We start from the raw sequence: 14913 nt of genomic DNA, 5'->3' as shown, positions 1-14913 counted from the left end.
ACGCGACCCGCCGCCGCGCCCGCGAATCGCGTCGCGCGCCGCCCACGCTCCTCCGCCCACCCCTGATGTCCCCCGGAGCAACAGCGAAGCACGCTTCGAGCAACAGGCATGCATCGTTGCGGCGAGGTCGAACCATGGCGACATCACTGTAACAAGATACCTCGCTCGACGTGATGATCCTCTCAAGCGGCGACCGATAGCGCTCGATCGCCCACATCGCCGCGTGACGCGCGCGGAGAGCTCCGCTACGCGATCTTTTCGGCCTGCGCCATGGACTCACCTTACGGCCTGCACGCTGGGAGCATCATCGGCGGCGATTTCGAGGTCGTGCGTCCGCTCGGCTCGGGCGGGATGGGCAGCGTCTATCTCTGCCGCCAGCGCAGCACCGCGCGCCAGCGCGCCGTGAAGGTCATGCACCCGATGCGCGCCGGCGACCCCGAGCAGCGCCGCCGCTTCGAGCAAGAGGCGCTGGCCCCCGGGCTCATCGGGTCGCCGCACATCGTCGACGTGCTCATCGCCGGGGTCGACCCGGCGTCGAGCCTGCCCTACCTCGCGATGGAGCTCCTCCACGGCGAGACCCTCTCGGCCTGCGTCGCGCGCAGAGGCCCGCTCCCGATCGCCGAGGCGCGCCGCGTCCTCGACCAGCTCGGGCGCGCCCTGGAGGCCGCGCACGACGCGGGCATCGTCCACCGCGATCTCAAGCCCGAGAACGTCTTCCTCGAAGACGCCGGCGACGGCGCCCCGCCGCGGGTCAAGCTCCTCGATTTCGGCATCGCCAAGATCATCGACCAGGCGCGCGACTCCATGACGGGCGCCGTCGGCACGCCCCTCTGGATGGCCCCCGAGCAGGCGGGCATGAGCCACGCGGCGCTCCCCCAGAGCGACGTCTGGGCCTATGGGCTCCTCGCGTTCTTCGTCCTCACGGGCGAGGTCTTCTGGGAAGGCCGCGGGCTACCGGCGCTGCTCCGGGAGATCGTGCTCGACCCCATCCCCGCCGCGAGCCGGCGCGCGGCCGAGCGCGGGCTCCCGCCGCTCCTCGCGGGGTTCGACGCATGGTTCGCCCGCTGCGTCGCGCGCGACCCGTTCGCCCGGTTCACCAGCGCTTCCACGATGTGGCCCGCCCTCGAGCGCCTCCTCGACGCCGCCGCGCTCTCGCTCCCGGACGGGCCGCCCGCGCCCGGCGCCGCGGAGGCGCGCCGCCGCAGCGGGCCCCCGCGACCGGGAGCCTCCTTCGGCGGCACGGGCGGGGAGCAGACGCAGCCGCCGAGCCACGCCCACAGCAAGACCGTCGCTGTCTCGTGCTTCCAGGGCAACGACGATCGCGCGGCGGCGGACGCTGCCCCCCTCGCCGGCGCGGCGGCGGGCGCTCACCCCCTCGACGGCGCGGGCCGGCTGGCGGCGCAGGACGAAAGCCGCGCTGCAGACAGGCAGCCCGGGGATCCGGAGCGCGCGCGGCCAGAGTCCGCCTACCCGGCGCCCCCCGCGAGCGCGGCGCTGTACCGCGGCCAGGGCAACGGCGGGGCGACGGAGCCGATCCTCCACGCGATGGATGACGATCACTGCGTGGCCACGTGGAAGGGCGTGCTCTTCCAGATCTGGCACCGGCACACGACGCCGGCGGCGGTGCGCGGGGTCCGCAGCGTCCTGCGCGAGCACGGGGGCGGGCTGCAGGCGACGCTGGTCATCCTCGAGGAGAACATGATCCAGGTCGGAAAGGAGGCCCGGCTCGCGCTGGCGGAGCTCTCCAGGGAGCTCGCCGCCCACGGGATGTACGCGGCGCTGGTGTTCGAGGGGCACGGCTTCAAGGCGTCGCTCGTGCGCAACGTGGCCATCGAGTTCATCCTGCTGAGCCGCTCGCGGCTGCGCTACGAGGTCTTCAGCACCGTGAACGACGCCGTCGCCTGGATGATGCGCAACAGCCCGAAGCGCGACTGGGTCCGGGAGCTGCCAGGCGTCACGGAGGCGCTCCGCCGCGGGACGGCGCCGGACGCGACGCAGGCGGTCTCCGCGTCCTCGCGCTGAGATCGAGGGTCCCGAGGCGCTCGGCGCGGCGCGCCGGGCGCGCTTCGCGATCCTGCCCGCGCGGCCTTTCGGCTAGGCTCGCGGCGCGACCGCCGCAGGGCCGCGCGCGCGGCGCGGCCGCCCGCAGCAGGAGGAGACGACAGCTTGGTGGAGCTTCCGCACATGGAAACTGGGACCGGGGACGAGACGGCGGATCGGCACGGACGCCTGCTCGCCGCGCTGGTCGGGCGGGGCGACCTGGTGCTCCTCGGCAGCGACGCGGGCGTCTCGGAGCTCGTCGGGCGCGCGGCGCCCCTCCGGCTCGTGCTCGTCACGGCGGCGGACGGCGCCTCGGCCGATCAGATCCGCGCCCGGATCGAGCCCCTGGTGAAGGCGACGCGCCCCGGAGGGCCGCCGACGCACTTCGTCGTGGTGGGCGGCGACGCCGCCGCGGGCCGGGCCGCGCTCGCCAGGGCGGCGCCGCTCATCCAGCCCGTGCGGATGGGCTTCCACCACGTCGACGCCGCGGGCGCGCTCGCGCGCGTCAAGGGGCAGGCCCTGCCGGCCCTCGAGGAGGCCTGCGCGCGCCTCGCCGAGGTGGGCTCGCTCGACCCCGAGGCGCTCGACCGGGCGCTCGCGGAAGGCCGGGCGCTCGCGCAGCAGGAGCGCGCGATCGTCGACCGCCTGACCGGCACCCGCCGCGTCACCGTGGCCATCATGATCGCGTGCGCCGCGCTCCTCGCCGTGAGCTACGCCTTCGGCCCCGGCACGCACGAGCTGGCGCTGTGGCGCATGGGCGCGAACAGCGGTGAGGCGGTGCGCCGCGGGGAGGTCTACCGGCTCCTCGCCTCGGCCTTCCTGCACGCCGACGTGGTGCACCTCCTCGTCAACATGGTGGCGCTCTGGTCGCTCGGCCCGATGCTCGAGGCGCTCCTCGGCCCGCGGCGCTTCCTCCTGCTCTACGGCGCCTCGGCGCTGGGCGGGTCGATCGCGAGCGCGAGCGCGAGCGCGTTCGCGGAGGGCCGGTGGGGCGTGGGCGCCTCGGGCGCGATCTGGGGCCTCATGACGGCCGGCATCGGCATCGCGCTCCGGCCCCACGGGCTCCTGCCCCCCGCGATGATCGCGCAGATGCGCAGCCGCGCCTGGTGGCCGCTCGGGCTCAACCTCGTGTACAGCCTCCAGCCCGGCATCGACCTGCTCGCGCACCTCGGCGGCGGCGTCGTCGGCTTCGCGCTCGTCGTCACGGTCCTGCCCCGGGGCCTCACGCCGGTCGAGCAGCGCGCGCGCGAACGTCCCTCCGACGCCGAGCCGAGGCCGCGGCCCCTCCTCACGGCCGCGGCCGCCCTCACGGGCGCGGCGATGGCGCTGTCCGTGGTGGCGGCGCTCGCCGCCGGCCGCCCCTGGGAGCTCGCCGCGCCGCCGGCGCTGGAGCGCACCGCGGTCGCGGACGTCGGCGTCGCGCTGGACCTGCCGGAGACGCTCGCGAGGACCACGTCCGTGGAGGAGCTGGACGGCCTCCGCCTCCACAGCTACGGGCGGCTGCCCGAGACGCCGATGATGTTCCAGCTCGCCGTGCTCCCGCGCCCGGACGGGATGACGCCCGATCAGATCGACGAGCACCTCGAGCAGGGGCGCAAGGCGCTCGACGCGGAGCCGCCGGAGGCCGCCGTCACGAAGAGCCGGGCGACACGCCTCACGCTGGGCGGAAGGCCGGCGCTGAGCGTCCGGCACAAGCACGAGAACGGGTTAGAGCTGGTGACCTACGTCGTCGCGCTCGAGGACCGGGACGTGCTCCTCAAGGCCTACGTGGCGGCGGATCGGCCGGCGTCCTGGGCCGGTATCGAGGACAGGGTGGCAGCGACGCTCGCGCCGCAATGAGGCGCGGCGGGGCGCGGCCGGCATCGCAGGCGAACGACGGGCGGAGACCTGACCTGTGGAACAGCTGCTTTCGCGCTCTCGCCGGGTGCGCTCCTCGCGTCAGCAGGCGCCGGACGCGCCTGGCCGGAGGCGCCGCGGCGACCTACCATGACCGCCATGAAGGAGCTCCGTATCGAGGTCTGGTCCGACATCGCGTGCCCGTGGTGCTACGTGGGCAAGCGCCGGCTCGAGGCCGCGCTCGCCAGGTTCGCGCACCGGGATGCGGTCGAGGTCGTCTGGCGCGCGTTCGAGCTGGATCCCGCGGCGAAGCGCGTCCTCGACGCCCAGGTCTCCTATGCCGAGCGGCTCGCCAGGAAGTACGGCACCTCGGTCGCCAGGGCCGAGGGCATGATCCGGCAGATGACCGAGGTGGCCGCGGCGGACGGGCTCGAGTTTCATTTCGAGAAGGTCCGGCCCGGCAACACCTTCGACGCGCATCGCGTGCTGCACCTCGCGGCCGAGCGCGGCGTGCAGGACGCCGTGAAGGAGCGGCTGCTCCGGGCGTACATGATCGAGGGCGAGGCCATCGGCGACCCGGAGGTGCTCGCGCGCCTCGCCGGCGAGGCGGGGCTCGACCCGGCCGAGGTCCGCGCGGCGCTCGCGAGCGACGCCTTCGCGCGCGAGGTGCGGGCCGACGAGGCCGAGGCGCGCGCGATCGGCGTCACGGGCGTCCCCTTCTTCGCGGTCGGCGGGCGGTACGGCGTCTCCGGCGCGCAGCCGGCGGAGGCCCTCCTCGGCGTGCTCCAGCGGGCGTGGGACGAGGCGGCCGCCGAGCCCGAGCAGGCGCTCGCCGAGGGCGCCGCCTGCGGCCCGGACGGGTGCGCCTGAGCCACGGCGCGTGGTAGAGCTGCGACAGGCGACCGATGTCGATTCAATGGTATCCCGGCCACATGACCAAGGCTCGGCGCGCGATCGCCGAGTCGATGCCGTCGCAGGACGTCATCATCGAGGTGCTCGACGCCCGCATGCCGCGGGCCAGCGAGAACCCCGTCGTGGCCGAGCTGCGCGGCCAGAAGCCGTGCATCAAGGTGCTGAACAAGAGCGATCTCGCGGACCCAGCCGTCACGAAGGCGTGGCTCCGTCACCTCGAGGCGGAGCACCCGGCGCCGTCCGGGGGGGCGCCCGCCGGCGGCCAGGTGCTCGCGATCGCGATCTCCGCGAGCCAGTCGTCCGAGGCCCGGCGCCGGATCCCGGAGCTCTGCAAGCGCCTCGTGCCCCCCAAGAACGGCCCTGGCAAGGTGGTGCGGGCGATGATCGTGGGGATCCCGAACGTCGGTAAATCGACGCTGATCAACACGCTCATGGAGCGCAAGGTGGCCAAGGTCGGCGACGAGCCCGCGGTCACGAAGAGCCAGCAGCTCGTCACCCTGAAGAGCGGCATGGCCATCTCCGACAACCCGGGGATCCTCTGGCCCAAGATCGATGACGAGGCGGCCTCGTTCCGCCTGGCCGTGGGCGGGGCCATCCCCGACACGGCGATCGATTACCAGAGCGTCGCCCACTTCGCGGCAGGGTACTTCCTGCGGCGCTATCCGGAGCTCCTCGCCGCCCGCTACAAGCTGACGGATCTCCCGACCACGGCCGCCGCGCTGATCGAGGAGATCGGCCGCCGCCGCGGCTGCCTGCGCGGCGGCGGCGCGGTGGATCTGCACAAGGCGTCGGACATCCTGGTCCACGACTTCCGCGCCGGCCGGCTCGGGCGCATCAGCCTGGAAGAGCCGCCGGGGCTGGAAGAGCCGTCGGGCATCGAGGAGAGCGCCTGAGCGGCGCCGCGCAGGCGCGGTCGGTCCAGCCGATCTCCCCGCGGCGGCGCCTCCGTCGCTACGCCGCCCGCTCGGACGCGGCGCGCTTCGCGTCGACGATCGCGCGAGCGAACCACAGGTAATCGTCCAGGAACCTCGCGGTCGACTTCTCGATCTGCTCGCCCTTCGCCTGGAGCGACTCGTCGAAGGCGTCATGCACCTCCGGGACGAGCAGCTTGATGGGCAGCGGGAAGGCTCCCAGGCTCAGGATCACGTGCTGGAGCTGGGTCGACGCGTTGATGCCCCCCAGCTTCCCCGCCGAGACCGCGGCCACGCCGATCGGCTTCTTGTTGAACTCCTCCCAGAAGTAGTCCAGGGCGTTCTTCAGCACGCCGGAGAAGCTCCCGTGGTACTCCGGCGTCACGAACACCAGCCCATCTGCCTCGTGGAGCCGCGCGCTCAGGCCCTGGATCCTCGCCTGGAGCTGCGGGTGACGGCCGGCGCGCTCGTCCAGGATCGGCAGCGAGCTCTCGGCCAGATCGATCAGGTCCGTGGCGACGCTCCTCTTTTGCAGCTCCCTCTCCAGGTGACGCGCGACCTTGTGCGACTGCCTTCCGCTCCTCGTACTGCCGAGCAATATGCCTATCCTCATGACGGCCTCCTCCGACCTCCAGATGCGATCAAGGTAAGCCGCGGTGTCCATTCTGTCGGATCACGCGCCAACGCATTGGACAGTGTCCAATCGGTCGTCAGGGCGCGCGCTGGCGGGCCGCGTCGCCCGGCCCACGTCGACGACGCGGCAGGCCGCGGCCGGCGGGCCGGCGCCCGCAGCCGGTCGGCCGCGGGGCATCCCGATCGGAGCGCCGCGCGCCGCGCGCCGTGCGGTCGCGCGCCAACGCCCCGGCCGAGCCGCGCGTGCTAGCCTCGCCGGTCGACGTGAACGTCCAGGATCTTCGACCCGGCGACGGCCGGCGCCCGCTACCATGCGGGCCGCGGCGGACGCCAGGGGCGACGCCGCGACGCCATCCACCCCATCCCTTCGACGAGGACCTCACTCCATGGCCGGAAGCAGCCTGCTCGCCCTGATCGACGATATCGCCACCGTGCTGGACGACGTGGCCGTGCTGACCAAGGTGGCCGCCAAGAAGACCGCCGGCGTCCTGGGCGACGACCTGGCGCTGAACGCGCAGCAGGTGACCGGCGTCACCGCCGACCGCGAGCTGCCGGTCGTGCTGGCCGTGGCCAAGGGCTCGCTGATCAACAAGGCCATCCTGGTCCCGGCGGCGCTGGCGATCAGCGCCGTCGTGCCCGTGGCCATCACCCCCCTGCTGATGCTCGGCGGCGCCTTCCTCTGTTACGAGGGGTTCGAGAAGATCGCCCACAAGCTGCTGCACACCGAGCACGAGGACGAGGCCCGCCGCGCCGAGCGGGTGCAGGCGATCACCGATCCGAAGATCGATCTCGTGGAGTTCGAGAGGGACAAGATCAAGGGCGCGGTGCGCACCGACTTCATCCTCTCGGCCGAGATCATCGCGATCACGCTGGGCACCGTGGCGGCCTCGCCGTTCGGCACGCAGGTCGCCGTGCTGACCGGCATCGCCCTGGTCATGACCGTCGGCGTCTACGGGCTGGTCGCCGGCATCGTCAAGCTCGACGACCTGGGCCTCTACCTGAGCCGCCAGAGCAACCCGGGACAGCAGTCGCTCGGCCGCGGCATCCTGAAGGCGGCGCCCTGGCTGATGAAGGCCCTGTCGGTCGCCGGCACGGCGGCGATGTTCCTGGTCGGCGGCGGCATCCTCACGCACGGCGTGCCGATGCTGCACCACCACATCGAGGGCATGACCGAGGGCGCCGGCCCCGTGCTCGGCGCGATCGTGCCGTCGCTGGCCAACGCCGTGGTCGGCGTCGTGGCCGGCGCGGTGCTGCTGGGGGTCGTGACCGCCGTGAAGAAGGCGCTGGGCCGCGACAAGGACGACCACTGAGCGCGGCCGCCGCTCAGCCGGCCGCTCAGTCCGGCAGCACCAGCGCCGCGAGCAGCCCGTCGAGCGCCGTGGCCGGGTCGGCGCAGAGGCCGGCGTGGACGCGCGAGGGCTGGACGATGGTGCTGGCCGGGGAGACCACCCAGCCGAAGCGCTCGGCCTGCGGGAGGCCGGCGACGTAGCCGCACGCCGCGTCGCCCGCGCAGACGCGGCGGACGAAGTCGAGGTGGCCGCGGACCGCCTCGAGGTCGAGGGCGGGCCACAGGGCCAGCAGGCGCCGCTCGTCGAGCTCGGTCCGCGCCTCGAGGAACCCCCGCGCGCGGCAGAAGAGGACCACCCCGACGTTGACGCGCTCGCCGCGCTCCACGCGCGGGACGACGCGCAGCACGGCGTAGTCGAAGGCGTCGGCGGCGCCGCGCGCGCGCGGAGGGCTAGCGCCGGGTGCGGGCATCGAGCGCCTCCTCGACGAAGCCCCGCGGCGACGCGAGGCGGTGGGTGAGGTACGCGGCGTACTTCGCGCGCCGCGCCTCGGCGCTCGGCGCGGCGGAGGGCGGCGGCGCCTCGCCCTCATCGAGGCTGTGAAACGCCGAAGCCCGCTCGCTGACCGGCCGGGTCGGCGGCTCCGGCTCGACCAGCCACGCGTCCGGGATCGCGGCGACGATCGTCGCGATGCGCTCGGGCGTGAGCCGGGCGCCGAGGGCGGCGTCGACCGCGGCGATGTCGCGGGCGAACGGGAGCAGCACGTGGCTCTTGATGAGGGGGAACCGATCGGGCGCGTCGGCGAGCGGGTCGGTCGCGTCGGTCCAGGCGTGGTGGACGTAGAGCGCCGCGCCGTGGTCGATGAGCCAGAGGCGGCGGTGCCACAGGAGCAGGTTCGGGTTCTTGGGCGTCCGGTCGACGTTGCTCACGAAGGCGTCGAACCAGACGACGGCCGACGCGAGCGCCGGGTCGATCTCGGCGCCCGCGAGCGGCTGGAACGCGAACGAGCCGGGCAGGTAGTCGAGCGCGAGGTTCAGGCCGGCGCTCGCCGAGAGCAGGTGAGAGAGCTCCGGGTCCGGCTCGGCGCGCCCGAACTCCGGGTCGAGCTCCATGAAGACGATCTCCGGCACGGGCAGGCCGAGCGCGCGCCCGATCTCGCCGGCGACGAGCTCCGCGATGAGCGCCTTGGGCCCCTGGCCGGCGCCGCGGAACTTCACGACATAGAGCCCGTCGTCGTCCGCCTCGACGATCGCCGGGAGCGAGCCGCCCTCACGGAGCGGGGTGACGTAGCGGGTCGTGTGGACGGTTCGGATCATGCGGACCTTGACTGGCTGCGCGAGGCAGCTCGGACCGAGTTCTACATCAAGACAGGCCTCGTCATCGCGGATGGCGACCGCCCGACGCGCGCCTTCGTGGCCGCGCAGGGGGTCAATCCGATCTGGACGCCGATCGTCGCCTGTCTCCTGTTCGCAGGGCTCCTGTTCGCGGCGCCCCCCGATCCGGCAGGCGCCGACGCGCGCCGGTCCGGCGGATCGCACGGCGACGCCGCGGCCAGCACCGACGGCGGGCGCGCAGTCACATCAGGTGAAACAGGGAAGGTGGATCGAGCTGGGTCGCGCCTGAAGGCGCCCGGGAGGCTCGTGAAGGCGGGCCGGGCGCTCGCTCCGCGCAGCAGCGCGAGGGCGAGCGCCGCACGCGTCCTGGTTCACTCGCCGAGGTAATCCACCCTGGATCCCGGCACGGTCATGTAGTCACCGAGCAGCAATCCCTGCAGGTCGCTCGTGAACTCGAACGGACCGACCACATGAACGACCTCGCCGCTCGCGCCGCCGGCGCCGCCCTCGCCGCTCGTGCCGCCGGCCCCGCCGACGCCCGTCGTGCTGCTGGCGCCGCCCTCGCCGCTCGTGCCGCCGGCGCCGCCAGCGCCCGCCGTGCTGCCGGCGCCGCCCTCGCCGCTCGTGCCGCCGGCCCCGCCGACGCCCGTCGTGCTGCTTGCGCCACCCTCACCGGTCGTGCTGCTTGCGCCGTCCTCGCCGGTCGTGCCGCCGGCCCCGCCCTCGCCGCTCGTGCCGCCGGCGCCGCCCTCACCGCTCGTGCCGCCGGAGCGCGTGACGGTGATGGAGTCGATGTAGACCACGGTCGGATTGGCCCAGGGCCCCTCGGTGCCCGCATCGACCTTGATGCCGATGCGCCTCACCGCGGCCTTGTCGAACGTCGCGTTCGCCGCAGCGGCTTCATCGACGTTGATGGTGAGCTCCGTCCACTCGCCGAGGTCGCTGAGGTTCGTCCACGCCCAGGGGACGCCCGCCCAGTTCTGCGCACCGCCGTTCTGGACGTACGTCTGCACGCCACCGCCGGTGGCGGCGTGAGCCTTGACGCGGAACGTGACGATCGCGCCGGTCAGGTCGATGAGGTCCGGATAGTCGAACTGGAACAGCGTCCCGGTGCTGGCCGCTGTGAGGGGCACGGCCAGCCGGGCGCAACCCGAGCAGCTCTCCTCGGGGCCGGGACCGATGTCCGGCGTGCCACCCGCGCCACCGCCGCCCTCGGCCGCGCCGCCCGCGCCTCCGCCGCCTTCGGCCGCACCCCCCTCACCGCCTCCGCCGCCCTCGCCGCCGGACCCCGAGCTGGCCGAGCTGGAGCTCGTCGAGCTCGCCGACGTGCTGGAGCTGGAAGAGGTGCTCCCGCCGGCCCCGCCGGCGCCGCCGCTGCCGCCGCCGTCGTCATCGCCGCAACCCGCCATGGCGAACGCGCCGAACAGCAATCCACACACCGCCAAAGAAAGACCTGATCTCATCGCACCCTCTCTCTAATCTGTCCCACGCGGGCCGCGCGGCTGAGATCGCCGTTCGCTGTGTCTGCTCTCGCCGTACCCGAGCTCGCTCTGAACCCGCCGCGCGTGCGCGACGTTATCCCGAAGCCGGAATTTTCTCAACGGCGCAGGTGGATGTTTCCGAACGGGAAGGGGCGCTCCGCGCGCCGGGCGATCATCGATCGTCGGCCTCGCCGCGAGCGCGGGAGGTGCGCCGGAACACAGGCACAGAACGACAGGTGAGGAGTCCGGCCTCGAGGGCGGCGCGGCGCGGCGGCGCGTAGATCGACCGGCGCCGCGGGGACGAGCGTCGCTCAGGCCTGCTCGACGTTCTGCAGCGGGCCGCCGGCCGGGCCGAACCCGGCGTCGACCGCCCCCGCGGCGCCCGCGACCGGCGCGGAGAACGCGGCGCGCTCCGCGGCGGGCTGGCCGGGCGGCGCCGCGCCGATGTCCCCGCCGACCACGCCGATCTCCTCGTCGAGCGCCGCGTCCCGCTGCGCCTCCCGCTGCCGATCGCGCGAGACGACGACCTCCGCGACCGTCCCGACGAGCGTGCCGATCACCGAGCCGGCGACGACCCCGGGCGGGCCGGCGATCGCGCCCACCGCCGCGCCCGCCGCGGCCCCCGCGAGGGCCCCCGCGGCGGCCTTGGCCAGGCCGGAGGCGTGCGGGGGGACGCCCGCGGGCAGCGGCTCATCGCGCCAGCGGCGCGCCTGAAGGTCGTTCTCGAAAGGTTCAAACGCGGTGTCGTGCATGGCAATCACCCTCGCAGAGCCCGAAGCCTCCCGCCTCGCGGGGGCGGCTCGCGGCTGTTCCGTCGTGTCCGTGGTCCTGGGTCCTATCGAGTCAAAGCACGCATCGTGCCGGCTCGCCCTCACCGGGAATCGCGCGCCGCGCCGCGCTTGCTGCGCCCATTGCGCCGCCACGGCGCGCGCGCGTGGAGCATTTCGCCTCAGGCGAGCGATCGCTCGACAGGCTGCTCCGGCGCGGTCCCTCGCGACGCGCCCCCTGCGCCGCGAGCGCCGTGGAGAACGCGCCGCCCGGCGCGCGGCGCAGCCCCCCAGGCCCCGGTCGCGCTCCCGAGCTCAGCGGCCGCCGGACGACGGGGCCGCGGTGGGATGGAGCAGCATCATGGCGATCGCGATGACGTAGAACGACAGGCCCACCAGCAGGAACGCGATGGCGACGCGGTAGATCGTGGTCTTGCGGTCCCGGTACGCGAGCGAGACGAGGAGCCATTCGCGCATGTCGCCGCCCGGCTGCTGGGTGAGCCAGCGGATATGCTGCACGCCCCAGACGATCAGCGTGGCGGCGAGCAGCACGATCGCGACCCCGGCGATGATCAGCCCCTGCGCGGCGCGGCTGGTGCCGGCGATGAGGCGGCCCGAGAAGCCGGTCGTGGTGATGACGATACCGCAAAGGCCGATCAGCACCTGGGCACGGTTATGGAGGACGGCGAACTGCCGCTCCAGGATGCCGTGGATGGCGTCCCAGGACTGGCCGACGAGCTCGAGGATCCGGTCCGCCTCTTCCTCTCGCGCAACCTTCTCTTGCGCAACCTTCTTCATCGCGGACGCCGTAGCACTCCGCCCGGCGGCGGGCGATGCGGTCGCGCCGTCGGCCAAAGCACGTGGTTCCCGGCGCGGCGCAGCGCGATGAGCCATGGAGGCTGTCCGCGCGGCCCAGGAGAGGAGGCGCTTGATGAACCGGCAGATGTCGAGATCGGCCTGAAGCGCGGCCGGGCTCCTGGCGCGGAGCGGCGCCGGTCATGCGCTGGTCACCGGGCCTGACGGCGGCGCCGCGCGGGCGCGGAACAGGGCGAGCGCGAGGAGCGTGAGCGCCACCATGAGCGCGCCCGCGACCCACAGCACGGGGCGGTGCCCGTAACGGTCGACGCCCATGCCCACGACGGGCCCGAGCAGCACGAAGGCGATGCGGAACAGGAAGCTGCGCAGCGAGACGCAGCTCGCGCGATCGTCGTCGGGCGCGAGCCGCTGCTCCTCGTGGTGGAGGAGCGGCATGTGCAGCCCGCGCACGAACGTGAGCAGGAAATAGAAGGCGAATCCGAGCGCGTGATGGGAGAGCGCGAGGCCGAGGTACCCGGCCGCCACCAGGGCGAGGCACGCGAGCAGCGTCCCCGTCATGCCGAGGCGGCGGCCCGCGCGCTCGCTCACCATGGCGCCCAGCGCGGTGGTGAAGCTCGCGACGGCCCACATGGGGCCGATCCACGCGACCTCGGCGCCGGACTCGGTCGCGTACAGCGCCATGAGCCACGTCGGCAGGTACGCCGCGAGCGCGAACGCCACGCCGAGCAGCATCACCGCGCGCAGGTCGGCGCGCCTGACCAGCGAGTCGCGCACGATCGCGCGCATGCGGCCGAGGTGGTCCTCGACCCGCGGCTGCGCGCGCCGGGTCTCGCCGAACCGCAGGGCGATACCGAGCGCGACCACCCAGCATACGAGCTCCATCACGAACGGCAGGCGCGACCAGCGCGCGTAGAGGAAGCCCGCGAGCAGCGCGGCGGCCCCCGAGGAGATCTGCGCCGCGGAGCGCATGCGGCCGTACCAGCGGGCGAACTCGTGCTCCCTGCCCTCCTCGCGCAGCGAGTCGTAGAGCAGGGCGGCGTCCGCCCCCGAGATGAGCGAGAACCCCACGCCGAGCACGAGCTCCGCCGCCAGCACCGACCACAGCCCGCGCGCGAGCGCGTAGAGCAGCCACCCGATCACGATGGCGCCGCTGCCGAGCACGAGCGCGCGGCGATGCCCGAGGCGATCGGCGATGTAGCCGGAGGGGAACTCGAAGAGCGCGATGCTCAGGCTGAAGAACGCCTGAACGCTCATCATCGTCGCCACGCTCATCCCGATGTCCCTGGTCCAGAACAGCGGGAAGATCGCCGTCGGGAACATCGCCGAATGCGCGCCGTAGTAGGCGCAGATGAGCCAGGGGTTCTGCTTGACCGACGGCATGACGAGGGCGCGCGAGTCTACGCGATCCCGGGTCCGCGAGGTCCCGGTCGCAGCATCCTCGCGCGCCCGGGTTCACTCGGCGATATGGAGCAACGTCGAGCCTGCCACGGGCATGTAGAAGATGTTGATCACCATCGGCTCCACGCTGGTCGTGAACTCGAACGGCCCGACCACATGAGTCACGTCTTCGCCGGGGCCGCCGCCCTCGCCGCCCGCGCCGCCGGTGCCGCTCGCGCCGCCTTCGCCGCCTTCGCCGCCCGCGCCGCCGGTGCCGCTCGCCGCGCCCTCGCCGCCCGCGCCGCCCGTGCCGCTCGCCGCGCCCTCGCCGCCCGCGCCGCCGGTGCCGCTCGCGCCGCCTTCGCCGCCGGTGCCGCTCGCCGCGCCTTCACCGCCTGCGCCGCCCGTGCCGCTCGCGGCGCCTTCACCGCCCGCGCCGCCGGTGCCGCTCGCGCCGCCTTCACCGCTCGTGCCCCCGGCGCCGCCGGCGCCGCCAGCGCCGAAATTGCCGTTCGTGCCTCCGGCATTGCGAGCAGCGCTCGCGCCGGCGGGCCTCGTGACGGTGATGGAGTCGACGTAGACCACGGTCGGGTTGGTCCAGGGCCCCACGTCGCCCGCCGTGACCTGAACGCCGACGAACTTCACCACGGTGCGGTTGAAGTTGGCAGACGTCGGGGCCAAGGCATCGACATCGATCGTGAGGTCCGTCCACTCGTCGAGGTCGGCGACCGGATTCCGTGTAAATCCGATGTTCGCCCACATCAGCTCGCCCCCGTTTTGCACGAACGGCTCGACGTTGCCGTTGGTGCCGGCGTGGTTCTTCACGCGGAAGGTGACGGTGGCGCCCGTCAGGTCGACCGGCTGGGCGAACTCGATGAAGTACTGCGTCAACTGGCCCGCGCTCGTGAACGGTATGGAGAGCCGCGCGCAACCAGGGCACTGCTCGCCCGGGTCGACGGTGCCTCCGCCCGAGCCGCTGCCAGACCCCGTGCTGGTCGAGCTCCCGGTCCCGCTCGTCACGCCCGACGACGTGCTGGAGCTGGAGGAGCTCCCGCCGGCGCCGCCGCTGCCGGAGGTGTCATCGCCACCACAACCCGTCATGGCGAATGCGCCGGCAAAGAGCCCGTACACCGCCAGTGAATGAACTGTTCTCATTCCAGCCCCTCCTTCGATAAGCCTCGCGGGGCCGCGCACCGCAGCCGCCGTTCACCGTGGCGGCGCGCACCGTGCCCGAGCTCCTCGGCGCCAGCCCCACACGCACGACGTTATCCTGGACAGAGGAGCTTCTCAACAGTCTGTACACGTGAATCTTTCGTCAGGAGCTCAGCGCGCCTGGCGAACAACAACGCTGGCGCCGCTACACGTGCGGCAGCCACATCAGACCACCTGTGGAGATAAGCCAGGAGCGGCGCGCCAGCCGGCGCCGGCGTCCGAGCGGACAGGGCCGCTCGATCATGACGTGATGACGCCGCGGCCACGGCGGCGTCATCACGGGGCCTCGCCGGAGCGCCGGACTCAGA

At 73.5% G+C, this 14913-nt stretch carries 13 protein-coding genes; 5 read left to right on the top strand and 8 right to left on the bottom strand.

Annotated features, from left to right (window positions below):
- Positions 1-270 precede the first annotated feature (270 nt).
- From WME96_RS07550 to ylqF, 4 genes are all read left to right on the top strand, one after another.
- Complete coding sequence (locus WME96_RS07550; protein WP_437289490.1) at positions 271-2022, top strand: serine/threonine-protein kinase; 1752 nt, start codon at positions 271-273, stop codon at positions 2020-2022.
- Positions 2023-2184: 162 nt separating this feature from the next.
- Entirely contained in the window at positions 2185-3879 is a 1695-nt protein-coding gene (locus tag WME96_RS07545) for a rhomboid family intramembrane serine protease (RefSeq protein ID WP_437289489.1), read from the top strand.
- 156 nt (positions 3880-4035) lie between these two features.
- Entirely contained in the window at positions 4036-4746 is a 711-nt protein-coding gene (locus tag WME96_RS07540) for a DsbA family oxidoreductase (protein ID WP_437289488.1), read from the top strand.
- A 35-nt stretch (positions 4747-4781) separates the two neighbouring features.
- Positions 4782-5681 (top strand): ribosome biogenesis GTPase YlqF, encoded by a 900-nt coding sequence (ylqF, locus tag WME96_RS07535; RefSeq protein ID WP_437289487.1) that lies wholly within the window; start codon positions 4782-4784, stop codon positions 5679-5681.
- Positions 5682-5739: 58 nt separating this feature from the next.
- On the opposite strand, the gene WME96_RS07530 is transcribed toward ylqF, so the two are convergent.
- On the bottom strand, positions 5740-6312 hold the full coding sequence (locus WME96_RS07530) for an NADPH-dependent FMN reductase (protein WP_437289486.1): 573 nt from the start codon (positions 6310-6312) through the stop codon (positions 5740-5742).
- A gap of 406 nt (positions 6313-6718) precedes the next feature.
- Here WME96_RS07530 and WME96_RS07525 point away from each other — a divergent pair, with 406 nt between their 5' ends.
- Positions 6719-7642 carry a DUF808 domain-containing protein gene (locus WME96_RS07525; protein ID WP_437289485.1) on the top strand — a complete coding sequence of 308 codons (924 nt, stop codon included), beginning with the start codon at positions 6719-6721 and terminating at the stop codon, positions 7640-7642.
- Between the two features lie 25 nt (positions 7643-7667).
- Here WME96_RS07525 and WME96_RS07520 read toward each other — a convergent pair whose 3' ends face one another.
- The 7 genes from WME96_RS07520 to WME96_RS07490 all read right to left on the bottom strand — a co-directional run bounded on the left by WME96_RS07520 (position 7668) and on the right by WME96_RS07490 (position 14548).
- Positions 7668-8090: a DUF3037 domain-containing protein gene (locus WME96_RS07520; protein ID WP_437289484.1), complete on the bottom strand. Its 423-nt coding sequence runs from the start codon at positions 8088-8090 to the stop codon at positions 7668-7670.
- Complete coding sequence (locus WME96_RS07515; RefSeq protein WP_437289483.1) at positions 8071-8934, bottom strand: HipA family kinase; 864 nt, start codon at positions 8932-8934, stop codon at positions 8071-8073. The genes WME96_RS07520 and WME96_RS07515 overlap by 20 nt, the downstream gene beginning before the upstream one ends.
- Before the next feature lie 389 nt (positions 8935-9323).
- Positions 9324-10415, bottom strand: coding sequence for a hypothetical protein (locus WME96_RS07510; protein WP_437289482.1), 1092 nt, complete (start codon positions 10413-10415; stop codon positions 9324-9326).
- A 329-nt stretch (positions 10416-10744) separates the two neighbouring features.
- Complete coding sequence (locus WME96_RS07505; protein ID WP_437289481.1) at positions 10745-11185, bottom strand: hypothetical protein; 441 nt, start codon at positions 11183-11185, stop codon at positions 10745-10747.
- A gap of 330 nt (positions 11186-11515) precedes the next feature.
- Positions 11516-11998, bottom strand: a complete 483-nt coding sequence (locus tag WME96_RS07500) for a hypothetical protein (RefSeq protein ID WP_437289480.1) — start codon at positions 11996-11998, stop codon at positions 11516-11518.
- Between the two features lie 198 nt (positions 11999-12196).
- Complete coding sequence (locus WME96_RS07495; RefSeq protein ID WP_437289479.1) at positions 12197-13396, bottom strand: MFS transporter; 1200 nt, start codon at positions 13394-13396, stop codon at positions 12197-12199.
- Between the two features lie 72 nt (positions 13397-13468).
- A complete protein-coding gene (locus WME96_RS07490) occupies positions 13469-14548 on the bottom strand; it encodes a hypothetical protein (RefSeq protein WP_437289478.1) in 1080 nt (359 codons plus the stop codon).
- Between the last annotated feature and the right edge of the window lie 365 nt (positions 14549-14913).

The sequence above is a fragment of the Sorangium sp. So ce406 genome (assembly GCF_051474675.1).
Classification (GTDB): domain Bacteria; phylum Myxococcota_A; class Polyangia; order Polyangiales; family Polyangiaceae; genus Sorangium; species Sorangium cellulosum_G.
This window is presented reverse-complemented; position numbering and strand designations above follow the sequence as displayed.

Coding starts and splice junctions, on each gene's coding strand:
- WME96_RS07550 (WP_437289490.1), top strand. CDS start 271: ATGGACTCACCTTACGGCCTGCACGCTGGGAGCATCATCGGCGGCGAT.
- WME96_RS07545 (WP_437289489.1), top strand. CDS start 2,185: ATGGAAACTGGGACCGGGGACGAGACGGCGGATCGGCACGGACGCCTG.
- WME96_RS07540 (WP_437289488.1), top strand. CDS start 4,036: ATGAAGGAGCTCCGTATCGAGGTCTGGTCCGACATCGCGTGCCCGTGG.
- ylqF (WP_437289487.1), top strand. CDS start 4,782: ATGTCGATTCAATGGTATCCCGGCCACATGACCAAGGCTCGGCGCGCG.
- WME96_RS07530 (WP_437289486.1), bottom strand. CDS start 6,312: ATGAGGATAGGCATATTGCTCGGCAGTACGAGGAGCGGAAGGCAGTCG.
- WME96_RS07525 (WP_437289485.1), top strand. CDS start 6,719: ATGGCCGGAAGCAGCCTGCTCGCCCTGATCGACGATATCGCCACCGTG.
- WME96_RS07520 (WP_437289484.1), bottom strand. CDS start 8,090: ATGCCCGCACCCGGCGCTAGCCCTCCGCGCGCGCGCGGCGCCGCCGAC.
- WME96_RS07515 (WP_437289483.1), bottom strand. CDS start 8,934: ATGATCCGAACCGTCCACACGACCCGCTACGTCACCCCGCTCCGTGAG.
- WME96_RS07510 (WP_437289482.1), bottom strand. CDS start 10,415: ATGAGATCAGGTCTTTCTTTGGCGGTGTGTGGATTGCTGTTCGGCGCG.
- WME96_RS07505 (WP_437289481.1), bottom strand. CDS start 11,185: ATGCACGACACCGCGTTTGAACCTTTCGAGAACGACCTTCAGGCGCGC.
- WME96_RS07500 (WP_437289480.1), bottom strand. CDS start 11,998: ATGAAGAAGGTTGCGCAAGAGAAGGTTGCGCGAGAGGAAGAGGCGGAC.
- WME96_RS07495 (WP_437289479.1), bottom strand. CDS start 13,396: ATGCCGTCGGTCAAGCAGAACCCCTGGCTCATCTGCGCCTACTACGGC.
- WME96_RS07490 (WP_437289478.1), bottom strand. CDS start 14,548: ATGAGAACAGTTCATTCACTGGCGGTGTACGGGCTCTTTGCCGGCGCA.